A 22,475-nucleotide genomic window follows, 5' to 3' on the forward strand; every position below is an offset into this window, starting at 1 on the left:
TCGCTTTGTTAGGCTGCGCCGAACAAACCATCCATCTTACGCGCCAGCTTGGCATCCAGCGCGCTTAGACCATCGCAATCATGGGTCGTCAGCGTCACGATCACCTTGCTATACACATTTTCCCATTCCGGATGATGGTTCCATTTTTCAGCCCAGATGGCCGCGCGGGTCATCCAGCCAAATGCGTCTGCAAAATCGTTAAACTTGAACGTCTTAACAATCGCATCACGGTCCTCGACCATTTCCCAACCTGTTGCAAACAAAGGGGCAAGGACGGTTTTCCGGGTCTCTTCGCTTAATTTTTCGCTCATTGTTGTTCCTCAATATCGACCCGCTTGAACGGGCCATAATCTGTCAGTATTTCGATTTCTTGATCAACGGCAGCACGTTCCTGTTGCAGATAGTCACCCACCGCGCGGGCAAACCCCTCGTCGCGCAGCCAGTGCAGCGACCATGTTGCGGTGGGAAGATAGCCGCGCGCCAGTTTGTGTTCGCCTTGGGCTCCTGCCTCTACGCTTGCCAGCTTCATGTCGATTGCGATGTCGATTGCGCGATAATAGCACAATTCGAAATGCAGGAACGGATGGTGCTCGCTGCACCCCCAGTACCGCCCGTATAACGCATCAGCGCCGACAAAGTTCAGCGCACCGGCGACCCACCGCCCATCACGGCGTGCCAATACCAACACCATATCATCGCGCAGGGTTTCTTGGGCGATATCAAAAAACTTCCGCGTCAGATAGGGCGTGCCCCATTTGCGCGCGCCGGTGTCTTGGTAGAACTCCCAGAATGCATCCCAGTGTTCAGGCTGGATCTGATCGCCGGTAAAGGTTTCAATCGTTCCGCCAAAATCCTGCGCTTGCAGGCGTTCTTTGCGAATGTTTTTGCGCTTGCGCGAGCTGAGCGTGGCGAGAAAGCCATCGAAATCGGTATAGCCATGGTTTTGCCAGTGGAACTGCTGGCTTTTGCGCGCCATCAGCCCCAATTCTTCTGCCGCCATCGCCTCGGCCTCGGTGCAAAAGGTGATGTGTAATGACGACAGCCCGTTGTTGTCAGTCAGTTGCACGGCCCCTTGGATCAGTGCGGCCATGCCTGCGTCCTCGAACCCGGGTCGGGTTAGAAAACGGCGGCCAGTGGCAGGGGTGTGCGGCACTGCAATTTGCAATTTCGGATAATACCGCCCGCCTGCGCGCTCCAACGCGTGCGCCCAGTTGTGGTCAAAGATATATTCGCCCTGACTGTGGGATTTCGCATACATCGGCGCGACCCCGATGACCTGCCCGCCAATTGACGCGGTCAGATATTGCGGCTGCCAACCGGTGCCGGGGCCAACGCTGCCGCTGTCCTCCATCGCGGACAGGAAACGATAGGTGGTGAACGGATCAGTTGGCCGCGCGCCTGATGTGGCTTCGGGACATGCGCAGGCATCCCATTCGGCCTGACCAATGTCGGCAATCTTGGGGAATATTCGTATTTCGACTTCTTGCGCGCTCATGCGGGTGCCCCGGTTGCCATGGGTTGTATCTGTGGTCAAAGCGCGCAGGTTCAAGCGGCTGGCAAAGCGTCGTAGCCCTCGAACGTGATATTGTCGGCATATTGCCGCGCCGTCGCTTCGATTTCGGCGCTTCGAACCGTCCAACAGCACACCATCGTGCCCGCCTTGCGCAGATCGGCCACACGGGCGCGCGACAGGTCGTCGACCTCGTGACTGATGAAACAGGCAGCAGACCGGTCGTAATCGGGTATCTCGCGCAGGTGATCGCAGGTCGCCCTTGATAGCGGCCAATCGGCATAGCGATAGGCACTGGTCACGATCCCGCGCGGCAACGTTGGTGCTAGCTGCGCCATCATGGCCACGGTATTCGGATTGAACGACATCACCGCGACGTCGCCACCATAGCCCTGCAAAGCTTGGGCTGTCATCGTTTCAAGTGGACCGATGTTGTTGCCCATCGCGCCATCTTGGTCCTTGATCTCGACCAGCAGCGGGACGCGCCCGCCGATGAGCGTCAGGATTTCAGGCAAGGTTTGTACCGTATCGGTGCCGCCCTTTAGCGTGATCTGTGCCAGCTCGGCAGCGGTGCGTTGCTGTATCGGGCCCGCCTCTGCTGTCAGGCGATCCAGCGCATAGTCATGGAAAACCATCGCCTGCCCGTCCGAGCTGAGCTGGACATCCAGTTCGATACCATAGCCGCGTTCTATTGCAGCGCTGAACGCGGCCGGGCTGTTTTCAGGCCGTCCCGCGTTCAGATCATGAAAGCCCCGATGGGCAAAAGGGGCTTTTACAAGGGCAGTAGGAAAGGTCATGCGATTTCGAAGATGCCTTCGATTTCGACAGCGACACCCAATGGCAAGGACGCCGCAGATACCGCCGAGCGTGCGTGCCGCCCTGCATCACCAAGTGCCTCGACCAAGAAATCAGACGCGCCGTTGATGACCTTGGGCTGATCGGTGAAATCGGCGGTAGAGTTCACAAAACCGGTTAGTTTCACCACACGCACAAGACGCTCGATATCGCCATCACAGGCGGCTTTGACCTGCGCCAAAAGGCTGATCGCACAGGTTTTCGCCGCAGCCGCACCGGCGTCAACATCCATTGTATCGCCCAGCTTACCTAGAATCAGCCCGTCAGGACCATTCGAAATCTGGCCTGAAACATACACGATGTTTCCCGTCTTTACGAAAGGAACATAGTTGGCCGCAGGGGCTGGCGCGTCTGGCAGTGTGACACCTAGATCGCTGAGACGTTTGGTGATGCTCATGGGTTTCTTCCTTTGAAATCAGATATGTTTGGGTGACACGTTAACGCTGCGATGGCCAAACGGAAAGGGGGCATCAACGCAGTAAAACCCACTGTATTTTAGGGCGGAATTGATCATCTAAAGATATGTTGCCAATTACATGTAGTGCCCCCATAACGTGCAAAATATTACCGCGGCCAAGGGGGCTATCGTGATCAATACTTTTCGTTCAGCGAAAACACTGCGTAACCTGACAATGCTTGTCCTCGTGACGGGCCTTGCCGCGTGTAGCGGTGCCCCGCGCGTTGAGCCGACAGGCATCAATGACCCGCACGAGCAAAACAACCGCAAGGTGCATGCCTTTAACAAGAAAATCGCCGGTTCCGGCAATGGTGGCGGGCTGGCCAAGGCTGTGCCGGTAGAATTCCAGACGATTATCCATAACGTCGCGGAAAACATGTCGATGCCGCAAGTGGCCGTGAATTCGTTCCTTCAGGGCGACATCCAAGGCTTTGGACTGGCGACATCGCGGTTTGCAATCAACTCGGTCCTTGGCTTTGCTGGTATGGTTGACGCCGCCAGCGAATTCAAAGTGCCAGAGCATGACACCGATTTTGGCGAGACCCTGTATGTTTGGGGTGTGGGCGAAGGTGCCTATTACGAACTGCCAATTATTGGGCCGTCGACTGGCCGTGAGGTTGCAGGACGCGTGGTTGACTTGTTTACCAATCCGCTGTCCTACGCGCTGGAAAGCCCCGAGAAATATGTCGGGACTGCCGCAAAGCTGACCGACCGCGTACTCAAGAACAGTCGACGCAGCGATATGATCAGCGACGTTCTGGATGGCAGCACAGACAGCTATGCGCAGGCCCGCCTGATCTATCTGCAAAAGCGCCGCTATGAACTTTCCAGCCGCACTGGCACAATGGCGACTTATGATGACCCATACGCAAACTAAGCTGGGCAGACGCGCCTTTATAGGCGGCGTCTGTTCGATCGCTGTCGCCCGGCCCGCAGTCGCCATGACTGCGGATGACGCAACTGCATTTATCACGCGGCTCATTGCCGACATCTACCGCGTGATCGACAGCGGCGTTCCCGAAGCCGACATGATACCGCAATTCGAGGCGTTGTTCGGGCGCTATGCCGATATCGATATCATGGCACAATACGCGCTTGGTGTTGACGGGCGCAGTGCCAGCCCCGCGCAAAAGGCGGCATTTTCCGATGCCTTTTCCGGCTACATCGCCAAGAAGTACGGCGCGCGCTTTGGCGAATTTATCGGGGGCCGGATCGAAGTCGAAAGCGCCCGCAAGATCAAACCCGGCTACGAGATCAAGACCACTGCCTATTTGCGGGGCGAAAGCCCGATTGATGTGATCTTTCTTGTGTCTGACAAATCCGGCGAGCTTCAGTTCTTCAACATGTTCCTTGAGGGCGTGAACCTGCTGCTGACGGAACGGAGCGAGATTGGATCGATGCTGGACCAGCGCGGCGGGGATCTGGATACCGCAACGCTTGACCTGAAAGTCGCGCGTTAACCCTTGGCATCGCGCCTTGTCGCTATCATGGTAGCGGCATGGATATTACCCTGATCAAAACCTTTATCGAAGTCGCCAACTCCGGCTCTTTTGTGGCGGCGTCGGACAAGCTGTTTGTCACGCAATCAGCCGTTAGCCTGCGCGTTCAGCGGCTAGAAGACAGCTTGGGCCATGCCCTGTTCAAGCGGTCCAAATCCGGCGCATTGCTGACGTCCGAAGGGGAACAATTCGTTCCTTATGCCTTGAGCCTGCTTAAGATATGGGAAGAGGCCCGCCAACAGATTGCGATCCCCGAGGGGTACAGCCGCAGTCTTTCGCTGGGGGCGCAATATTCGCTTTGGCATCGGTTGGGGTTTCGCTGGATTGATGCGATGCAAACGGCCCTGCCCGATCTAAGTGTGCGGGCGGAAATGGGCATGACTGACAGGCTGACCCGGTTTCTGGTCGAAGGGGTTATCCAAGCGGCCCTGCTTTATACCCCGCAACTACGCCCCGGTTTGCTGGTAGAACCCGTGCTGGCAGAAGAGCTGGTGCTTGTATCTTCGTTTGAGACAACCCTCGACGAGATCGGGTCGGAATATGTCTTTGTCGATTGGGGTTCCGAATTCACGCACATGCACGCGACTGCCTTACCTCAGCTCACGAATGCGGGCCGTGCGCTGGCGCTTGGCGGATTGGCCGGCGACTATATCGTGAACCGACGCGCCGCCGCCTATCTGCCTGCACGGTCCGCGCAACGGTATATCGACACAGGAAGATTGCACCTTGTTGCGGATGCGCCACAGTTTTCCTATCCTGTTTGGGTTGTCTGGCGCGAGGACTTGGACCCCGAATTGATATCAGTTGCACGACGCACCCTGATTGACGTCGCCCAAGCCGCTGAAAATGAACAAGATACGCTGATCGAGAATATTCCCCACAGCTAAAACCCGCGAACTGGTCATGTCATCGGGATTACAAACAAGTAATTATCGCTTTATGCATGACTAATTCGAATTTCACTTATGTGACCCCCTCTCTTAAACCCATTCTCAGCAGAGATGCTCCTGACCCCCTCCCGGGTCGGGTCACTTCTAAGGGAAAGGATTCCCCAATGAATAACTTCTTTAAGATTTCGGCGGTTTCCGTAATCGCACTGATGGCTGCCGCCCCAGTTTTCGCTCAGCAACGCGCTTTGGGCATTGAGACACTGAACGACCAGATTGATGACATCACAGATGACGTCGAAACAGATCTGGCACGCGGCGATGACGCAGAGCGTTACGGCCCGAATGGCGTAGTCCAAGGCTGGCGCGGTTCGTTCGCTTTGTCCGCATCGGGCACAAGCGGCAACACTGACGATGGCGAAGTTTCGGGCGCTGGCCGTCTGACCTATGGTATCGGCAGCTGGAACCACCTGGTTGGTTTTGCGATCGAATACGGCGAAGCCAATGGCCAGAAAAGCGAAGAGAAATTCTTTGGTACCTACGAAGGTAGCCGCTATTTCTCTGATCAACTGTATGCCTTTGGTCTGGCCCGTTACCAATACGATGGCTACCTGACCGACAACACAGGCGCGCAGATTCCTGGTTCGGAAACCGATGCGTTCTTGGGCTTTGGTCCTGGCTACCGTGCGATCAACACAAAAGGTCACACATGGCGCGTCCAAGCGGGCCCCGGCGTTCGCTACTACAAGGACGTGACTGGCACATCTGAAACCGAAGTCGGTGCAATCGCATCTTCGCGTTACTTCTATGCTTTCAACGACACAATGTCGTTCACCATGGACACAGACGTTGTCAGCTCCAAGGTAAACACAGTTCTGTCGAACGATGCGGGCATCAACTACAAAATGTCTGACAACCTGTCGACACGCCTTAGCTACCGCACCGACTATAACACCGATCCTGCGGCAGGCCTGAAATCCACAGACAACACCCTGGGTGTGTCCTTGGTTCTCGGCTTCTAAAGCAGACTGTCATTTGGCTCGGGCGGGTTTGTTACCTCGGACCGTCCGGGCCAGACAGAAAAGGGAGACAGGGTTTACCCCGTCTCCCTTTTTCACGTTCTGGGTACGGCTTAACGGTTACCGTCTTGCACATTGCCCCCGCCGGATGATCCGCCACCAAAGATATCGCGCAGGACCTGATCAATTAGGCTAAGCGGGTTTTGAGGCTGCGGTGCTGCCGGAACAGGCACTGGGGCCTCGACCACGACCGGGGCAGGTATGATCATCGGCAACGGCCTTACGGGCAGCCCCTCGTGCACCCGCTCCATCACTTCTTTCCAGATTTCGGTCGGCAGCCCCCCGCCAGACACGCCGGTCAGGGGTGTGTTGTCGTCATACCCCATCCACACACCGGCCACATAATCGGCAGAGAATCCGATGAACCACGCATCGCGGTTGGCTTGTGTTGTGCCGGTCTTGCCCGCCAGTTCACGCCCACCGAACTGCGCCCGCCTGCCGGTGCCTTCCGACACGACTTTCTCCATCATATAGACCAGCTGAAGGGCGGCGTCCTCTTGGATCACCCGTTCGCCAATACCACCGCCTGTGCCCATCAAAGGCTCACTATCGCCCAACAGTTTGAGATCAATCAACCCATAGGGTTTCACGGATGATCCGCCGTTCAGGATCCCCGCATACGCGCCCGTCATCTCGAGCAGGGTGCTTTCTGATGCGCCAAGCGCCAGCGCGGGTCCGACGGCCAGATCGCTTTGAATGCCAAACTGGGTTGCAACCTGGCCGACCACATCACGGCCCACACTTTCCGAGACTTTGACCGCCGGAATATTCAGCGATTCCTTTAACGCCGTCGTCAGTGACACCTGACCTTTGAACTCTTTAGTGTAGTTTTTTGGGCACCATTGACCCGATCCCGGAATGTTCAGGCAATAGGGCGCATCCTCGATCAGATCGTTTGGGGAATACCCCAGATCAAGGGCCGCTGCATAGATGAACGGTTTGAACGATGAACCCGTCTGGCGCATCGCTTGGGTCGCGCGGTTAAAGGCACCGGCAACCTTGGTTTTGCGGCCCCCAACCATCGCGCGCACAGCGCCATCGGCTGACATCACAACAACGGCGGCCTGTGCCTTGGATCCTTCACGCACCTTGTTCTCGAATACCCAACTCACCCCCGCTTCGGCGGCCTTTTGAATGCGCTGGTCCAGCGTCGTCTTGATGATCACGTCTTCGGTCGTGTTGCGGGTAAAGAATTCAGGCCCAGACGACATGACCCAATCCGCGAAATACCCCCCGGCTTGGGCTTCGGCTGCCTCAGATAACTCGGCGGGATGTGCAATCGCGTCGTCCGCCTCGGCTTGGGTTAGATACCCCTGATCCTCCATCAGACGCACAACGGTCGCGGCTCGGCTTTGCGAGCGGTCCAGATTGTTTGTGGGCGACAATGTTGTGGGCGCTGTCAGCAGCCCTGCCAACATCGCACCTTCGGCGGGCCGCAGCGCCGTTGCGGGCTTGCCGAAAAAACGTTGCGCGGCGGCTTCGGCACCGAATGCACCGCCGCCCATATAGGCACGGTTCAGATAGATCGACAGGATATCATCCTTGGAATATTTCACTTCCATCGCCATAGAAAACAGCGCTTCCTTGGCCTTGCGGCTTAGCGATGAACGGCGGCACTCGGCCTCGTATTCCTTTTCCGTCTGACCTGTGGACGGATCGAAGGGTTCGCCCAGACACAGCAGTTTAGCAACCTGTTGGGTGATCGTTGACCCGCCGTGACCCGACAGCGGGCCGCGCCCTTCGGACAGGTTGATGCGCACGGCAGATGCGATCCCGCGCGGAGACACACCAAAATGACGGTAGAACCGTTTGTCTTCTGTGGCGATGACCGCATTCTTTAGATGTGGCGACACGTTTGACGCGTTCACAACGCCGCCGAACTGATCCCCACGCCATGCAAAGACATCGCCATTGCGGTCCAACATGGTGACTGATCCACGCGCACGGCCATCCAGCAGCGCATCAAGTGGCGGTAGAGTGGTATAAAAATAACCGACAGCACAGGCCAGCAAAAGCACAGTAACAAGCGTCACCCGCGAGACGATCTTCCAAATCAGGTTCAGGATCCAGCGGATCACAGCGCTGAAAAAGCCAAGGATACCGCCACGGCGTTTGACCGGCTTGCGTTTTGCAGGTGCCTTTTTAACAGGCTTCTTTTTGGCCGACGCCGCCGCCTTGCCGCTATATCGCTTGTCGGCGACCATTGGCCGCTTCCGCTTGGATGAATCACTCATTTACTGCTCGCTCGACCGTTCTTTTTCGCCACTCTATCCTGCATGCCAATGATTGTTTAGCGTAGAGGTTGTTTGCGGGCGTCTATTTTTCGCACATTTTTTAATCACAATTACCTTTTCGCACATTTTTTAACCACATGCGCCCGTCAAATAGGCCAATGCGCGCCCTTTTGCCTATCATATCCAACCAGAGTCCCGCTTTTCTTCTCAGGCATCACGCAGGAAGAACCTGCATTCTAGAAGAGGGACTTTAGGTGAAACTCATCATAGCAACAATTAAGCCTTTCAAGCTTGAAGAGGTCCGCGAAGCGCTGACCGAAGCAGGCGTACGTGGGTTGATGGTAACGGAAATCAAGGGCTTTGGTGCCCAGTCTGGCCACACAGAAATCTATCGCGGCGCTGAATACGTCGTGAATTTCGTACCCAAGGTAAAACTTGAACTGGTCGTCGCCGACGCGCTGGCCGACCAGATGGTCGAAACCATCACCCGCACCGCCCACACCGGCAAAATCGGTGACGGCAAAATCTTTGTGCTCGATGTCGAGCAGGCCGTGCGTGTGCGCACCGGTGAAACCGGCGAAGACGCCATTTGACCCTTAAAGCTTGAGGAAATGACGAAATGAAATTACGAATTCTCCTTCCCATGGCCGCAACAGCCGCGCTGTTGCCGACATTGGGCTTTGCACAGGACGCCGAGTTTGCAAGCGCGTCCGAGACTGCATTCATCTTTAACACACTGCTGTTCTTGATCGGTGGCTTCTTGGTTTTCTGGATGGCCGCTGGTTTTGCCATGCTCGAAGCCGGGCTTGTTCGCTCCAAGAACGTGACAACACAGCTGACCAAGAACATCGCGCTGTTTTCGCTGGCCGCCATCATGTATTGGCTGGTTGGCTATAACATCATGTACCCGGGCGACGCCTGGATCATGCAAGGCGTATTTGGCACCTTTGGCACCAAAGACATCAAGACATCCATCGACGCAGGCGGCTATTCCAACGCGTCCGACTTCTTTTTCCAGTTGATGTTCTGCGCCACCACAGCTTCCATCGTTTCGGGCACATTGGCCGAGCGCATCAAACTGTGGCCCTTCTTGATCTTCACGATCGTATTGACCGGCTTTATCTACCCGATCGAAGCAAGCTGGCAGTGGGGCGCAGGCTGGTTGTCTGACGCAGGTTTCTCTGACTTTGCTGGTTCCACATTGGTGCACGCAGCTGGTGGTTTTGCAGCCCTTGCAGGTGCCATCATCCTTGGGCCACGTATCGGCAAGTACAAAGACGGCCGTGTGATCCCAATGCAGGGTTCGAACCTGCCGCTTGCCACGCTGGGTACGTTCATCCTGTGGCTGGGTTGGTTCGGCTTCAACGGTGGTTCGCAGTTGGCCATGGGGTCGATGATCGACGCTGACGCTGTTGCGCAAATCTTTGCCAACACCAACATGGCGGCTGCTGCCGGTGCTGTTGCGGCGATGATCCTGACGCAGATCCTGTACAAAAAGATCGACCTTACCATGCTGCTGAACGGTGCGCTGGCGGGTCTGGTGTCCATCACTGCGGGTCCGCTTGACCCGACATTGTTTGGTGCCCTTTGGATCGGTGCAGTGGGTGGTGTGATCGTTGTCTTCGCGGTTCCATTCCTGGACAAGCTCAAGATCGACGACGTTGTTGGTGCGATCCCCGTACACTTGATCGCCGGTTTCTGGGGCACATTGGTTGTTCCGGTCTACACCGAAGGTACATCCTTTGTGACACAGATCATCGGCTTTGCGTCCATCGGTGCATTCGTCTTTATCGTGTCGCTGGTTGTCTGGCTGATCCTTAAGGTCACCATGGGCATCCGTGTCAGCGAAGAAGCCGAGATTGTCGGTCTCGACGTATCGGAACTGGGTATGGAAGCATATCCCGAGTTCTCGAAGAGCTAAAACGCCGACCCTTTAGGCAAGTTAGAAACCCGGGCGTTCGCGTCCGGGTTTTTCTTTGGGGTGTAGGGTGATAAAAAATAGCGCCGTGCTGGGGGACAGCACGGCGCTATTGAGTATTTAAGAAAGGGTGAAGCGGAAAGAGGCGCTTAGATCCCTACGTCAATGATCGCCTTGGCGAGGATCGGGACGGTTTGGGCATTCAGGCCTGCGATGTTCATACGGCTGTCGCCGACCATGTAGATGCCGTGATCAGCGCGGAGTTTCTCGACCATTTCCGGGGTCGTGCCGAGGCGCGAGAACATGCCGCGGTGTTCGGCAAGGAAACCGAAGCGGTCAGACCCTGAGAGCCGCTGCAATTCACCTGAGAGCTGGCTGCGCAGCCCAAGCATGGTGTTGCGGATGTCCTCAAGCTCGGCCATCCAATCAGCGCGCAGGGCGTCGTCGTTGAGGATCATGGTCACGATCCGCGCACCGTGGTCGGGCGGGAAGCTGAAGTTCTGACGGTTCAGGAAGGCCAGCGTGCCCTGGTTCAGCTTCTGCGCCGATGCATCCGAGGAGACCGCCATCAAAATGCCGGTGCGTTCGCGGTAGATGCCAAAGTTTTTGGAACAGCTGGCTGCGATCAGGCATTCGGGCACAGCTGCTGCGACCTTGCGGGTTGCTGCTGCGTCTGCGTCCAGACCATCGCCAAAGCCTTGGTACGCAATGTCGATCATCGGGGTTGCGCCCGTGTCTTGCAGGACCTTGATCACGGCATCCCATTGCGTGGCGTTCAGGTTTGCGCCTGTCGGGTTGTGGCAGCAGCCGTGCAGCAAGATCACATCGCCCTTTTGGGCGGTCTTGAGGTCGGCCAACATACCGTCGAAATCAACGCCACGGGTTTCATTATCGAAATAGCGGTAGGGCACCACTGTCATGCCAAGATATTTCAGGATCGACAGGTGGTTTGGCCAGGTCGGATCCGACACGAACACCCGCGCATCGGGGCGTGCCATCTGGATCAGTTCAAACGCTTGACGGATGGCACCTGTGCCACCGGGTGTTGCGGCGGCAGCGATATTGGCGCGGGGCACTGCATCGCCCAGAACCAGTTTGACCATCGCGTCGCCAAAGGCAGCATCGCCGGTCAGACCGGTATAGCTTTTGCTGTCTTGGCTTTCCCAGATCTGGTGTTCGGCAGATTTGACCGCCCGCATGACCGGCGTCAGCCCTGTCGCATCTTTGTAGACACCCACGCCAAGGTCGATCTTGGTGTCGCGCGGGTCGTCCTTGTACATCTGCATAAGAGCAAGGATTTTGTCGGCGGGCTGCGCCTGCAGGTTTTCGAACATTATGCGTCTCCGGTCGCAACGGGCACTGTGGGGAACATCCCCCATTCGGCCCAAGATCCATCATATAAAGACCAGCTTTTGTGGCCCATCCGTTCCAGTGCCAGTCCCAGAACTGCCGCTGTAATGCCTGATCCGCAGCTGGTGATTACGGCGCGTGACAAATCAACGCCTGCGGCCTCGAAGGCGGCTTTCATCGCGTCGACGGATTTCATGGTTTTGTCTGCATTCAACAGATCGGTATAGGGCAGATTGCGAGAGCCGGGGATGTGGCCAGGGCGCAAGCCCTCGCGGGGTTCGGGATCATCGCCACGGAAGCGGCCCGCGGCACGGGCATCAACGATCTGCGGATCCTTAAGCTTGGACGCTTGGGCCACTTGCGTCACATCGCGGACCAATTGGTTTTGAAAGCGCACCGTCATGTGGCGGTCGCGGGGGATCGGGGGCATGTCTTCGGTCTTGCGGCCTTCGGCGACCCATTTGGGCATACCGCCATCCAGCACCGCGACATTGTCTTGGCCCATCAGTTTGAACAGCCACCAGACCCGGGCCGCAGACATCAGGCCCGCGCCGTCATAGACAACAACCTGATGGCCGTCGCCGACACCCATCGCACGCATGCGCGACATGAATTTTTCCGCCGGGGGGGCCATGTGAGGCAAGTCAGACCGCGCATCCGAAATCTCGTCTATGTCAAAGAAACGCGCGCCGGGGATATGGGCCGCGTCATACTCGGCCTTTGGATCGCGCCCCATGTCGGGCAGATACCACGAGGCATCCAACAAACGCAGGTCGGGATCTTTGATGTGTTGTGCCAGCCAGTCGGTTGAAACAAGTGTTTTCGGATCGTCGGACATGGGTCAGCCCCCTTTGAGAACAGGTTTTGCTATGCCTAACCGTGCAGGCGGGGGCAGGCAAGGGTGCGGCTGGCCTAGCGGCCTGCAAAAGGGTCGGTTTGCAGCAGGCTGGGGCGGTCTGCGACACCTTGCCACCATCGCTGAAGGTCCGGGAACGCGGCAAGCATCGCGGCACCCTGCTGTGCCATCGTAAAATAGGCCATCATCGGTGCCAGATGTAGATCTGCCAGAGTAACGTCGATCCCGTTCAACTGGTGCCCTTCGGCTGCGATGGCATTCAGGCTTTGCAACACAGGGCGGGCATTTATCAGACCCTCGGACAAGGCCGACTGATCCAACGGTTCATCCATCATTGGCGCAAAGACCGCGTTCGCGAAAACCTGCCGCACCAAAGGCACGTAGCCATAGAAATCAGTGATCGCGACCACCTGGGCCATCCGCGCCATCTGATGCGGGACCGTCGGGACCAAAGACAGGCCCGGTCCGATCGCATCAAGGTATCGCAAAATGGCGCTGGTTTCGGTCAGCGTGAAATCTTTATCCCGCAACACAGGCACCCGGCCAAACGGAGTATGCTCTGACAACAGAGGGTCGGGCGTGGCGGCAAAGGGGTTCAGCTCGTGATAGGTTGCTTCCAGCCCCATCTCGATCAGGGCGGCGCGCACGATGCGGGTGTAAACGCTATAGCGGTAACCGATGAGGGTCAGCCCCTCAGCCATGGTCTTTCAGCAGGCGCTGCTTTTGACGCGACCAATCGCGCTTGGCCTCTGTCTCGCGTTTGTCGTGCAGTTTCTTACCCTTGGCGATGCCGATCTTGATCTTGGCCATGCCACGGTGGTTGAAATACATCACCATCGGCACAAGGGTCATCCCCTTGCGTTGCGTTTCATTCCATAGGTTGGACAATTGCTTTTTCGACACCAGCAGTTTGCGGCGGCGGCGCTCTTCGTGGCTGAAGGTTTTGGCTTGGCTATAGGGTGCCACATATGAATTCACGAGCCACAGTTCACCATCCTCAACCGTGGCATAGCTTTCTGCGATATTGGCCCCGCCATTGCGTAGGGATTTCACCTCGGACCCTTCAAGGATAATGCCGCATTCGACGTCATCATCGATGGCATAGTCAAACCGCGCGCGGCGGTTTTCAGCAATGACCTTGTAATTTGGGTCCGATTTGGATGATGATTTTACCTGTGACATGCCGTTGATGTAGGACGCAGCGACCGCCTGCGCAAGATGGGCCGCGCATCGTTTGAGATTGTGCATCATATCCGCAGCGCTTCTGCGCGCGCCACGAACGCAACTCAACCTGTGCCGGATTTCGCTCGAGTTAACAAAGGGAACCCTAGATGCGCTATTATACCGCCCAGATTATCGCCGCTGTCCTTTTGGTGTTATGTTCGGCGGCTGCAAGCCACGCAAAAGACCCGCTGCGCATTTTGGTTTTGGGCGATTCGTTTATGACATCCCACGCTCAATCCAAGCAAGCTGTGCCAAATCATCTGGAAAAGACGTTAGGGGCCTATGTCAAAAGCCGTGCAATCACAGGGGCGCGATACCGCTATTTCCTGCCTGTCACCGGTGCGCTTGGGTTAAACATTTCCAAACAATATCGCGACGGCCCTTGGGATTGGGTGGTCATCAATGGCGGCGGCAATGATCTGTGGATGGGGTGTGGGTGCAGCAAATGCGAGCGCCGGATGAACCAGCTGATCAGCGCAGACGGCACAGACGGGGAAATCCCGACACTGGTGGCCAAAGCCCGGCGTTCAGGGGCCAAGGTCGCCTATGTCGGCTATTTGCGCAGCCCCGGCATGTGGTCCCCAATCGAGCATTGCAAAGCCGAAGGAGACACGCTGGAGGCGCGGATCGCGATTATGGCAAAGCGTGACCAAGGGGTGATCTTTGTATCGCTGGCCGACATGGTGCCGACGGGGGACAAATCATTTCATGCCGCCGATATGATCCATCCTTCAATCAAGGGCAGCCGCGCCGCAGCTGCACGCATCGCTAAAGTTTTGAAAAGTCGCTGAAGTCACACCAACAGTCATGTGGCACAAAATGGGTCACGGGGGGTGCAAATCACACCGCCTTACTCGCCCAGTTTCGCGTGAACCTCTTTCAGATCAATCTCAGAAACGGGCATCTTGTTGGCTGGATTATCCATATCATATTTGAACAGCTCGAAATCACGTTTGTAGATTTCGCGCACCAGATGCATCGATAGATCGTCAAAATAATCCTCAACGGGGTGCGCCCGCTTGGGCCCGTGCCCTTCGGATTCGTTAAACCGCGGGATATCGGCTAACGCGACGGGGTGCCGTGTCTCGATCGCGTCCAGCACATCTTGCATGCCATCGTTAAATCGCTCGGTCCAGACGATCTTGTCATAGGTGCCGCCGTTTACGATGAACGTGCTGACATGTCCTGATTGGGCGGACCAATGAATGTCAGGGTCCATCGGACGACGCCACCGAATGGTGTCACGCGCAAACAGCAAAAAGCGGCGAAAGCTGGCGATTTGATCGAACTCTTGTTTGCCGTCGATGCCGCCGACTTCGATACCGTATTTCTGCACCAAAAGCGGAACAAGGTTGCCGCGATACCGCTTGCCATTGCGCTGGATGCCGCAAATTTTGTCAAAGAACGAGCTGAGGATGCGGGTGTAGGGGTTCCTGACACAGGTAAACGCATAGGAGCCGTGCGCCTGCACATTTCGGCTAATAGGCTCTTGCGATTCATCCATCGCCCATTTGTGCATACCGGATTTGGCATCGTGAATATCGCCATCGAAAAACTGACCATGATCCGAATAGTACATGATCTGCCCGATGGTCGAGCACGCGCATTTGGGCACCACGCGGTACACAACGCTTTCACTTTCCGTCATCCAAGTTCCTGGAAAACCCATTTTCGCCCCGCCCTCTTATTTTTGGTCACAATTTCCGCAGTTTATGGCAAGAGAGTGGCCCGCGTTAGAAAAAAGCAAATATTCGCGGTTTATTCAATCGCTGATCATCTTTATCTTACCTTCTGAGCGATACAAAAGGGCAGCTGCGTCACTCATGGCAAGAATCGCCTATATCTTACTATGTCACAAGGACCCGACTGCGATTATTAAGCAGGCGGAACGGCTGACGTCGTCCGGTGATTATATGTCGATCCATTTTGACGCCTCAGCCAGCTCGGCCGAATTTGCGCAAATCACAAGGGCGCTTTGCAGCAATCCAAACGTGGTTTTTACGCGCAAGCGCATTCGCTGCGGCTGGGGGGAATGGTCGCTGGTTCAGGCCACCTTGAACGCCGTCGAAAGCGCGGTTGATGCGTTTCCGCGTGCGACGCATTTCTATATGTTGTCAGGTGATTGCATGGCGATCAAGCCGGCGGAATATACCCACAACTATCTGAATGATAACGACTTTGATTTCATCGAAAGCTTTGATTATTTTGAAAGCGGCTGGATCAAAACCGGCTGGCAGGAAGAGCGGCTGATCTATCGGCACTGGTTCAACGAACGCACCCAAAAGAAACGTTTTTACTGGATGTACGGACTGCAAAAACGTCTGGGGCTGACCCGGGAAATCCCCGCCGATTTACAGGTGCAGATCGGCAGCCAGTGGTGGTGTCTGCGCCGCCAAACCATCGAAAAGGTTCTGGATTTCACCAAGCACCGCAAAGATGTCATGCGGTTCTTTCGAACCACCTGGATCCCGGACGAGACATTTTTCCAAACGATCGTGCGCCATGTCATCCCAGGAGATGAAATTCGCGCACGCACGCTGACGTTCCTGATGTTCACCGATTATGGCATGCCGCTGACATTCTATAATGATCACTACGACTTGCTGGTGGCCCAGGACTACCTGTTTGCGCGTAAGATTAGTAGCGAGGCTGCGGACCTCAAGCGCCGCCTTGGCCTGCTCTACACAGCGCAAGGTGTCGAATTCCAGATCAGCAACGAAGGCCGCAGCCTGTTCAATTTCCTCAGCGGGCGGGGCCGGATCGGACGTCGCTTTGCCACCCGTTTTTGGGAAACCGAAAGCACGCTGGGCCGCGAGCGCGAACTGCTGATCGTCGTTTGCAAGAAATGGCACGTTGCCAAACGTGTTCTTGACCGCATTCGCCAGACAACAAACCTGCCGTCGATCGAATATCTTTTTAACGAGGAAGACACGCCCCTGCCCGATCTTGGCGGCATTCAGAACACCCTTGAAAAACGCACACGCCACCGGCGGGCTTTGATGCGCATGCTGTTTGATTACTATGAAACAGACAGGCTGATTGTCTGTATGGACCCGGGCAATATTGAGCTGCTGAATGATTTTGCCTCTGACCGGTCGATCACCCGCATCTTGGAAATCGAATGCCAGTTCTCGGATGAATATCTGGCCGGTCATGCAGTGCGGGTCGGTCTTGCTGGCGAACGCACATCTGCTGAAACCCTGGGCCGGCTCTTGCCGACGATCCGCAACGACATGACATTTGATTCCGACCGTATCCGCGACTCTCAATTCGAGAATTATGCCCGGATGCGGGAAAATGCGTCGCCCAAAGAAAATGCCGATGTCTTGTCTGCTTTCCTTCAGATACCCCCCGAAAAAGCGCTTGATATCGCTAAAATGCATTACCTTTTTTCAGACTAAGGACACCCCATGGCCTACGCCTACGACGATCAAAACATCTTTGCCAAAATCCTGCGCGGTGAAATCCCCAACGATACCGTTTTTGAATCCGAACACGCGCTAGCGTTTCGCGATATCCAGCCACAGGCCCCGACCCACGTGCTGGTGATCCCCAAAGGTCCCTATGTCAGCTTTGACCACTTCGCGGCCCAAGCCTCAGACGCCGAGATTGTCGGATACATCCGCGCAATTTCCGAGGTTTGTAAATCCGAAGGCGTGACGCTCGAGGATGGCGACGGCTTCCGGATGATCTCAAACGCCGGTGCCGATGGTGTTCAAGAGGTCCCGCATTTGCACGTCCACATTCTGGGCGGTCGCCCCATGGGCCGCATGGTTGCCCGCGAACACTGACCCCCGGCTTCTCTGGCTCAGAAATATCCCGGGGGTGCCCGAAGGGCGGGGGCTGGCCCCCTCTCCCGCCCGAAACGCGCGATAACAGTTATTTTTTCCAGCTTGCTATCCAGCGGGAAAATCGTCCTTGCTGCTCAGCAAAATCATCCTCGATCCGCTCTAGGGTCGGATCAATCCGTTTCTCTCTGAACCTGCGCCAGCGCACCCAGATCGCATAGATCAACGCGGCAAACAGCGTCAGGATAATGATGTTCAAAAACGGGATGCCCTTTGACACATCCGGCCCTGCAACAGGCCGCACCGAAATCGCATTGGGGAAGATCGACAAAAATTCGTTCCGCCAGCCGTAATGCTTTAGCGCCACATACTGCGGGGTGCCCGACGCGGATCGAAGGTCCGATGCTTCGGCCTGCAAATTGGTCGTGTCAAATTTGAAATAGGGTGGCCATCCCCAGCCGGTATCTTCGTTGCGGTACACCATCACATCGCCTTTGGCGCGGCGGGTCTGGATAAAGAACACATCACGGTTGCCCAAGCTGTTGTTGTTGCCCACATCGGCATTGGACCAAAAGATTGAATTATCACCAAAATCGACACGTTTTTCATAGGTGTCGGTGATCCGGACAATATCAACTTGCGGCAGCGTATAATGAAAAAACGCGGCGACAATCGTCCAGATGGTGATCCAGAACACCCACTTGATGATATTCATAGCGGCGACTTCCCCTAGCTAAAGTTGGTGAGATAGATGATCAGGATAACCAGCCCCACCGGTACAATATAGACACCCCAGATCAATTTACGACGGATCGAACTGTCATATCTCTTAAGCCCTCGTTGCACGAAACTGTCCAAATCCACAAGCCGTGGACCTTTCCGCCATTTCACGTGCAGTTTGCCACGCCGGACACGGCGGGAATACATCGACAGGCCCACATAGATAATGGTTAAGACAACAAAACCGACCACAATCAGTTGAAAGAATGCAAGCATGGTTAGATGTCCTTTTGTCCTGGCAGCATTTTCGCCCCACGCGGCCCCATCGACATTGGCGGATACCCAACACCGATAGGGCCTGAGGCATAGGTCTTACCCTACCACGTTAAATTCCGGCCCATAAGGATAGCCGGTGATATTGTCGTTGCCGTCTTCCGTAATCATCAAGATATCATGCTCGCGATATCCTCCGGCCCCCGGTTTATCTGCGCCGACAGTCAGCATCGGTTCCATCGAGATGACCATGCCGGGCTCAAGAACCGTGTCGATGTCCTCGCGCAGTTCCAGCCCTGCCTCGCGACCATAGTAATGCGACAGCACCCCGAACGAATGGCCGTAGCCGAATGTACGGTGTTGCAGCAGATCACGCTCTTCGAAGAACGCGTTGATCTTGTGGGTGATGTCGGCACAGCTCGACCCCGGCTTCAGCAGGCTCATCCCGTATTCATGGGCGGCAACGTTGGCCTCCCATATCTTCAGGCTGGCCGCGTCCACCTCGCCTGCGAACATCGTGCGTTCCAGCGCGGTGTAATAGGCCGAGATCATCGGGAACGTGTTCAGCGACAGGATATCACCGCGTTCCAGCTGGCGCGCGGTCACGGGGTTATGCGCGCCGTCGGTGTTGAGGCCCGACTGGAACCAAACCCATGTGTCGCGATATTCGGCATCGGGAAAGTGTTTGGCGATCTCATGCTCCATCGCGTCACGGCCCGCTATGGCGATATCGATTTCGCGCGCGCCGACCTTGACCGCGTCGCGAATGGCATAGCCGCCCACATCGGCCACCTGTGCCGCCTGACGGATCAGGGCGATCTCGGCCTCTGATTTATGCATCCGCTGGCGCATTGTGGTTTCGAACAGATCAACCATAACGACCGGCTCAAGGAAATCCTCAAGCTTGTCGCGTTGCATCAGCGTCAGGTGGTCACCCTCGTAGCCGATCACGCCGCCCTTACCGGTAACAGAGGCAACAGCCCGCCAGTAATTGTCGCGCTGCCAATCGGTATAGGTGATGTTATCGGCAAAGCTGCGGCGCCACGGCTGGCCCGCGTCGATACCTGCCGAAATGGTCACGCATTCGGTTTCCGTCACAACCAACCCGTAGGGCCGGCCAAAGGCGCAGTACAAAAACCCCGAATAATAGGCGATATTGTGCATCGACGTGAAAACAGCGGCGGTCGTACCCGCGCTTTCCATCCGTTCGCGCAATTCTTCCAGACGCGCCTCGTATTCGGCAGCGTCGAATGGCAACGGAGATTTCTCGCCATTGTGAAAGCGGTACATATCAGGGCGTAGAACTTTAGTTGGGTTGGTCATATCAGACCCTCCTTTTCAGAAAGGTCCCGGCGTGCAGGACGCAAGGGCCTCGTTTCAGGACGACGCCATCGCCCTAGCCCATGCATCCTTTCGCCGATTTCCGCACACCGATCAAGGGGTCACTTGATGCCAAGCAGTGCTTTCATCATATCGCTTTCGGGATCTTCGAGCAGGTCAATGATATCGAAATGATGACGCCCCTCGACGGCCGTCAACTTGGCCCCCCAAACGCGCGACAGTTGTTCTGCCTGTTCGATAAAGGCGGGGCGTTCATCGGCACCGACCCAGATCGTAACATTCACCCCATGGGGTGGCGTCATGTTAACGGGGCTTTCGGCTGTTGCCTCGGCCTCGTCCAGCTGCAAAATCTCGTTCATCGAGGTCTGCAAAAGCGGGACCAGATCGGCCACGGGCGAAATAGTCACGATATTTGCAATCCGTTCACGCACGTCACCGGGCAAGATCAACGGATCGGTCATGCGGGCAACCAGCTGCCCGCCGGCAGAATGGCCTGCCAATGAAATCGCGCCTTGGGTCCGCTTGGCAACATCTGCCAGCCCTTTGGCAACTTGCGCTGTGATCTGGCTGATGCGCACATCGGGGCACAAGTCATAGCCGATCATGGCAACCGCATAGCCGCGCGCCAACGCGCCCGCTGCCAGATGCGACCAGTCCGAAGGCGCAAAGGCTTTCCAATATCCGCCGTGCACAAAGACGACTGTGCCGCGTGAAACCCCTTCGGGTTCGAAAAAATCGTATACTTCGCGGTCGGTCGGACCGTAGGAAATGTTCTTTTGCGCCCGGAACCCTAACTGTTTACGGAACGCTGCTGCCGCCTTTTGCCAGCGGGGCGGATAGTCTTCTGCACCCTCGATATAAGCGGCATTGGCATAGGCATCATCTAACTGCATTTGGGTCTCCCTTAACGCTCCGAAACAAACTGGAACTAGACAATCATAACGAATGTTGCTTTGGGTTCCACAAACAAAAGCGGAGAGATCAAAATGACTGACGCAAAGACAGACCTGAAATCCATGCTCAAAGACCCCAGTCTGCTGGAAACACGCGCCTATATTGGTGGTGAGTGGGTGGATGGCGACGATGGCACCTTTGACGTAACCAACCCTGCGCGCGGCGATGTGATTGCCAAAGTGGCCGATCTAAGCCGCGCCCAAGTGGCGGGCGCGATTGCCCAAGCCGAGAAAGCCCAGAAAGAATGGGCATCCTGGACCGGCAAGGAACGCGCAGGCGTCATGCGCAAGTGGTTCGATCTGATGATGGCAAACCAGGACGATCTGGGCATCATCCTGACCGCTGAACAAGGCAAGCCCCTGGCCGAAGCCAAAGGCGAGATCGCCTATGGCGCGTCGTTCATCGAATTCATGGGCGAACAGGCCAAGCGCGTGTACGGCGAAACCATTCCCGGCCACCAGCGCGACAAACGCATCACCGTGATCAAGCAGCCCATCGGCGTCGCGGCATCGATTACACCGTGGAACTTCCCCAACGCGATGATCACCCGCAAGGCCGCACCTGCGCTGGCCGCCGGCTGTGCCTTTGTTGCGCGCCCTGCCGCTGAAACACCGCTGTCCGCCATCGTCATGGGTGTGCTGGCGGAACGCGCGGGCATTCCCGCGGGCGTGTTCAACGTGGTGCCGTCTTCGTCGTCCTCTGCCATCGGCAAGGAATTCTGCGAGAACCCCGCCGTGCGCAAGCTGACGTTCACCGGATCGACCGAAGTGGGCCGTATCCTGATGAAGCAAGCCGCCGATCAGGTTATGAAATGTTCGATGGAACTGGGCGGCAACGCACCGTTCATCGTGTTTGATGATGCCGATCTGGATGCCGCCGTCGAAGGCGCGATCTTGTGCAAATTCCGCAACAACGGTCAGACCTGCGTTTGCGCCAACCGCATCTATGTGCAGGCCGGTGTCTATGACGCTTTCGCCGAAAAACTGAAGGCAGCCGTCGAGAAACTGAAGGTCGGTGACGGCTTTGAAGATGGCGTGGCCCTTGGCCCGCTGATCAACCCCGCCGCTGGCGAGAAGGTCAAAGAACATATCGAGGATGCCAAATCCAAGGGTGCCCAAGTGATCTTGGGTGAAGGTGGCGATATGAACGGTAACTTCCTGCCGCCCACGATCATGACTGGCGTAACCCAAGACATGATGGTCGCGACCGAAGAAACCTTTGGCCCGCTGGCACCGCTGTTCAAATTTGACACCGTTGATGATGTGATCGCGATGGCAAACGACACGATCTTTGGTCTGGCGTCCTACTTCTATGCCAAAGACCTAAGCCGCGTGTACAAAGTCGCCGAGGCGCTGGAATATGGCATCGTGGGCGTGAACACGGGTATCATCTCGACCGAGGTTGCACCGTTTGGCGGCGTCAAACAGTCCGGTCTGGGCCGCGAAGGCAGCCACCACGGGATCGAGGATTACCTCGAGATGAAATACATCTGCATGTCGGTCTGATAGTTGCAGAAAGCGGGCGGCGGAA

At 56.3% G+C, this 22,475-nt stretch carries 24 protein-coding genes; 10 read left to right on the forward strand and 14 right to left on the reverse strand.

Translation table 11 applies throughout. The features are described 5' to 3' along the window. Window positions 1-8: 8 nt before the first annotated feature. Genes KZZ06_RS05760 through KZZ06_RS05775 form a run of 4 tightly spaced genes read right to left on the reverse strand, consistent with a single transcriptional unit; the run spans window position 9 to window position 2,762 of the window. Complete coding sequence (locus KZZ06_RS05760) at window positions 9-311, reverse strand: 4a-hydroxytetrahydrobiopterin dehydratase (RefSeq protein ID WP_219579083.1); 303 nt, start codon at window positions 309-311, stop codon at window positions 9-11. Then, complete coding sequence (locus KZZ06_RS05765; RefSeq protein WP_219579084.1) at window positions 308-1,495, reverse strand: GNAT family N-acetyltransferase; 1,188 nt, start codon at window positions 1,493-1,495, stop codon at window positions 308-310. Before KZZ06_RS05765 ends, KZZ06_RS05760 begins: the two co-directional genes overlap by 4 nt. A 50-nt stretch (window positions 1,496-1,545) precedes the next feature. Next, complete coding sequence (locus KZZ06_RS05770) at window positions 1,546-2,307, reverse strand: glycerophosphodiester phosphodiesterase family protein (RefSeq protein ID WP_219579085.1); 762 nt, start codon at window positions 2,305-2,307, stop codon at window positions 1,546-1,548. Beyond that, window positions 2,304-2,762: a RidA family protein gene (locus KZZ06_RS05775; protein ID WP_219579086.1), complete on the reverse strand. Its 459-nt coding sequence runs from the start codon at window positions 2,760-2,762 to the stop codon at window positions 2,304-2,306. The genes KZZ06_RS05770 and KZZ06_RS05775 overlap by 4 nt, the downstream gene beginning before the upstream one ends. Window positions 2,763-2,952: 190 nt before the next feature. On the opposite strand from KZZ06_RS05775, the gene KZZ06_RS05780 reads away from it, so the two are divergent. From KZZ06_RS05780 to KZZ06_RS05795, 4 genes are all read left to right on the forward strand, one after another. Beyond that, entirely contained in the window at window positions 2,953-3,699 is a 747-nt protein-coding gene (locus KZZ06_RS05780; RefSeq protein WP_308340004.1) for a VacJ family lipoprotein, read from the forward strand. Continuing rightward, window positions 3,680-4,282 carry a phospholipid-binding protein MlaC gene (locus tag KZZ06_RS05785; RefSeq protein ID WP_219579087.1) on the forward strand — a complete coding sequence of 201 codons (603 nt, stop codon included), beginning with the start codon at window positions 3,680-3,682 and terminating at the stop codon, window positions 4,280-4,282. Before KZZ06_RS05780 ends, KZZ06_RS05785 begins: the two co-directional genes overlap by 20 nt. Window positions 4,283-4,320: 38 nt before the next feature. Continuing rightward, window positions 4,321-5,208 carry a LysR family transcriptional regulator gene (locus tag KZZ06_RS05790; RefSeq protein WP_219579088.1) on the forward strand — a complete coding sequence of 296 codons (888 nt, stop codon included), beginning with the start codon at window positions 4,321-4,323 and terminating at the stop codon, window positions 5,206-5,208. Between the two features lie 167 nt (window positions 5,209-5,375). Continuing rightward, window positions 5,376-6,230 (forward strand): YdiY family protein, encoded by an 855-nt coding sequence (locus KZZ06_RS05795; RefSeq protein WP_219579089.1) that lies wholly within the window; start codon window positions 5,376-5,378, stop codon window positions 6,228-6,230. A gap of 110 nt (window positions 6,231-6,340) precedes the next feature. Here KZZ06_RS05795 and KZZ06_RS05800 read toward each other — a convergent pair whose 3' ends face one another. Continuing rightward, a complete protein-coding gene (locus tag KZZ06_RS05800; protein WP_219579090.1) occupies window positions 6,341-8,521 on the reverse strand; it encodes a transglycosylase domain-containing protein in 2,181 nt (726 codons plus the stop codon). A 254-nt stretch (window positions 8,522-8,775) separates the two neighbouring features. Between KZZ06_RS05800 and KZZ06_RS05805 the strand changes: the two genes are divergently transcribed. Both KZZ06_RS05805 and KZZ06_RS05810 read left to right on the forward strand, forming a co-directional pair. Next, window positions 8,776-9,114, forward strand: coding sequence for a P-II family nitrogen regulator (locus tag KZZ06_RS05805; protein ID WP_005851080.1), 339 nt, complete (start codon window positions 8,776-8,778; stop codon window positions 9,112-9,114). A 26-nt stretch (window positions 9,115-9,140) separates the two neighbouring features. After that, on the forward strand, window positions 9,141-10,442 hold the full coding sequence (locus KZZ06_RS05810) for an ammonium transporter (protein WP_219579091.1): 1,302 nt from the start codon (window positions 9,141-9,143) through the stop codon (window positions 10,440-10,442). A 146-nt stretch (window positions 10,443-10,588) separates the two neighbouring features. Here the strand turns inward: KZZ06_RS05810 and KZZ06_RS05815 are convergent, their stop codons facing one another. The 4 genes from KZZ06_RS05815 to smpB all read right to left on the reverse strand — a co-directional run bounded on the left by KZZ06_RS05815 (window position 10,589) and on the right by smpB (window position 13,827). Further along, window positions 10,589-11,773, reverse strand: coding sequence for an amino acid aminotransferase (locus KZZ06_RS05815; protein ID WP_219579092.1), 1,185 nt, complete (start codon window positions 11,771-11,773; stop codon window positions 10,589-10,591). After that, on the reverse strand, window positions 11,773-12,627 hold the full coding sequence (gene sseA / locus KZZ06_RS05820) for a 3-mercaptopyruvate sulfurtransferase (RefSeq protein WP_219579093.1): 855 nt from the start codon (window positions 12,625-12,627) through the stop codon (window positions 11,773-11,775). The genes KZZ06_RS05815 and sseA overlap by 1 nt, the downstream gene beginning before the upstream one ends. A gap of 74 nt (window positions 12,628-12,701) precedes the next feature. Beyond that, a complete protein-coding gene (locus KZZ06_RS05825; RefSeq protein ID WP_219579094.1) occupies window positions 12,702-13,346 on the reverse strand; it encodes a glutathione S-transferase family protein in 645 nt (214 codons plus the stop codon). After that, window positions 13,339-13,827, reverse strand: a complete 489-nt coding sequence (smpB, locus tag KZZ06_RS05830; RefSeq protein WP_219579290.1) for an SsrA-binding protein SmpB — start codon at window positions 13,825-13,827, stop codon at window positions 13,339-13,341. Before smpB ends, KZZ06_RS05825 begins: the two co-directional genes overlap by 8 nt. A gap of 149 nt (window positions 13,828-13,976) precedes the next feature. Between smpB and KZZ06_RS05835 the strand changes: the two genes are divergently transcribed. Then, entirely contained in the window at window positions 13,977-14,660 is a 684-nt protein-coding gene (locus tag KZZ06_RS05835) for an SGNH/GDSL hydrolase family protein (RefSeq protein ID WP_219579095.1), read from the forward strand. A gap of 59 nt (window positions 14,661-14,719) precedes the next feature. Here the strand turns inward: KZZ06_RS05835 and KZZ06_RS05840 are convergent, their stop codons facing one another. Next, window positions 14,720-15,538, reverse strand: a complete 819-nt coding sequence (locus tag KZZ06_RS05840; RefSeq protein WP_219579096.1) for a sulfotransferase family protein — start codon at window positions 15,536-15,538, stop codon at window positions 14,720-14,722. Between the two features lie 154 nt (window positions 15,539-15,692). Between KZZ06_RS05840 and KZZ06_RS05845 the strand changes: the two genes are divergently transcribed. Next, on the forward strand, window positions 15,693-17,270 hold the full coding sequence (locus KZZ06_RS05845; protein WP_219579097.1) for a DUF5928 domain-containing protein: 1,578 nt from the start codon (window positions 15,693-15,695) through the stop codon (window positions 17,268-17,270). 9 nt (window positions 17,271-17,279) lie between these two features. Beyond that, window positions 17,280-17,660: a histidine triad nucleotide-binding protein gene (locus KZZ06_RS05850; RefSeq protein WP_219579098.1), complete on the forward strand. Its 381-nt coding sequence runs from the start codon at window positions 17,280-17,282 to the stop codon at window positions 17,658-17,660. 88 nt (window positions 17,661-17,748) lie between these two features. Here KZZ06_RS05850 and KZZ06_RS05855 read toward each other — a convergent pair whose 3' ends face one another. From KZZ06_RS05855 to KZZ06_RS05870, 4 genes are all read right to left on the reverse strand, one after another. Further along, window positions 17,749-18,372, reverse strand: coding sequence for a DUF1523 family protein (locus KZZ06_RS05855; RefSeq protein ID WP_219579099.1), 624 nt, complete (start codon window positions 18,370-18,372; stop codon window positions 17,749-17,751). Window positions 18,373-18,386: 14 nt separating this feature from the next. Beyond that, window positions 18,387-18,653, reverse strand: a complete 267-nt coding sequence (locus KZZ06_RS05860; RefSeq protein WP_219579100.1) for a hypothetical protein — start codon at window positions 18,651-18,653, stop codon at window positions 18,387-18,389. 96 nt (window positions 18,654-18,749) lie between these two features. Beyond that, entirely contained in the window at window positions 18,750-19,973 is a 1,224-nt protein-coding gene (locus tag KZZ06_RS05865) for an aminopeptidase P family protein (protein WP_219579101.1), read from the reverse strand. Window positions 19,974-20,092: 119 nt separating this feature from the next. After that, a complete protein-coding gene (locus KZZ06_RS05870; protein WP_219579102.1) occupies window positions 20,093-20,884 on the reverse strand; it encodes an alpha/beta hydrolase in 792 nt (263 codons plus the stop codon). Between the two features lie 93 nt (window positions 20,885-20,977). On the opposite strand from KZZ06_RS05870, the gene KZZ06_RS05875 reads away from it, so the two are divergent. Further along, complete coding sequence (locus KZZ06_RS05875) at window positions 20,978-22,450, forward strand: NAD-dependent succinate-semialdehyde dehydrogenase (RefSeq protein WP_219579103.1); 1,473 nt, start codon at window positions 20,978-20,980, stop codon at window positions 22,448-22,450. Window positions 22,451-22,475 lie beyond the last annotated feature (25 nt).

This window comes from Sulfitobacter sp. CW3, from assembly GCF_019392245.1.
GTDB lineage: Bacteria > Pseudomonadota > Alphaproteobacteria > Rhodobacterales > Rhodobacteraceae > Sulfitobacter.

Coding starts and splice junctions, on each gene's coding strand:
- KZZ06_RS05760 (WP_219579083.1), bottom strand. CDS start 311: ATGAGCGAAAAATTAAGCGAAGAGACCCGGAAAACCGTCCTTGCCCCT.
- KZZ06_RS05765 (WP_219579084.1), bottom strand. CDS start 1,495: ATGAGCGCGCAAGAAGTCGAAATACGAATATTCCCCAAGATTGCCGAC.
- KZZ06_RS05770 (WP_219579085.1), bottom strand. CDS start 2,307: ATGACCTTTCCTACTGCCCTTGTAAAAGCCCCTTTTGCCCATCGGGGC.
- KZZ06_RS05775 (WP_219579086.1), bottom strand. CDS start 2,762: ATGAGCATCACCAAACGTCTCAGCGATCTAGGTGTCACACTGCCAGAC.
- KZZ06_RS05785 (WP_219579087.1), top strand. CDS start 3,680: ATGACCCATACGCAAACTAAGCTGGGCAGACGCGCCTTTATAGGCGGC.
- KZZ06_RS05790 (WP_219579088.1), top strand. CDS start 4,321: ATGGATATTACCCTGATCAAAACCTTTATCGAAGTCGCCAACTCCGGC.
- KZZ06_RS05795 (WP_219579089.1), top strand. CDS start 5,376: ATGAATAACTTCTTTAAGATTTCGGCGGTTTCCGTAATCGCACTGATG.
- KZZ06_RS05800 (WP_219579090.1), bottom strand. CDS start 8,521: ATGAGTGATTCATCCAAGCGGAAGCGGCCAATGGTCGCCGACAAGCGA.
- KZZ06_RS05810 (WP_219579091.1), top strand. CDS start 9,141: ATGAAATTACGAATTCTCCTTCCCATGGCCGCAACAGCCGCGCTGTTG.
- KZZ06_RS05815 (WP_219579092.1), bottom strand. CDS start 11,773: ATGTTCGAAAACCTGCAGGCGCAGCCCGCCGACAAAATCCTTGCTCTT.
- sseA (WP_219579093.1), bottom strand. CDS start 12,627: ATGTCCGACGATCCGAAAACACTTGTTTCAACCGACTGGCTGGCACAA.
- KZZ06_RS05825 (WP_219579094.1), bottom strand. CDS start 13,346: ATGGCTGAGGGGCTGACCCTCATCGGTTACCGCTATAGCGTTTACACC.
- smpB (WP_219579290.1), bottom strand. CDS start 13,827: ATGTCACAGGTAAAATCATCATCCAAATCGGACCCAAATTACAAGGTC.
- KZZ06_RS05835 (WP_219579095.1), top strand. CDS start 13,977: ATGCGCTATTATACCGCCCAGATTATCGCCGCTGTCCTTTTGGTGTTA.
- KZZ06_RS05840 (WP_219579096.1), bottom strand. CDS start 15,538: ATGGGTTTTCCAGGAACTTGGATGACGGAAAGTGAAAGCGTTGTGTAC.
- KZZ06_RS05845 (WP_219579097.1), top strand. CDS start 15,693: ATGGCAAGAATCGCCTATATCTTACTATGTCACAAGGACCCGACTGCG.
- KZZ06_RS05850 (WP_219579098.1), top strand. CDS start 17,280: ATGGCCTACGCCTACGACGATCAAAACATCTTTGCCAAAATCCTGCGC.
- KZZ06_RS05855 (WP_219579099.1), bottom strand. CDS start 18,372: ATGAATATCATCAAGTGGGTGTTCTGGATCACCATCTGGACGATTGTC.
- KZZ06_RS05860 (WP_219579100.1), bottom strand. CDS start 18,653: ATGCTTGCATTCTTTCAACTGATTGTGGTCGGTTTTGTTGTCTTAACC.
- KZZ06_RS05865 (WP_219579101.1), bottom strand. CDS start 19,973: ATGACCAACCCAACTAAAGTTCTACGCCCTGATATGTACCGCTTTCAC.
- KZZ06_RS05870 (WP_219579102.1), bottom strand. CDS start 20,884: ATGCAGTTAGATGATGCCTATGCCAATGCCGCTTATATCGAGGGTGCA.
- KZZ06_RS05875 (WP_219579103.1), top strand. CDS start 20,978: ATGACTGACGCAAAGACAGACCTGAAATCCATGCTCAAAGACCCCAGT.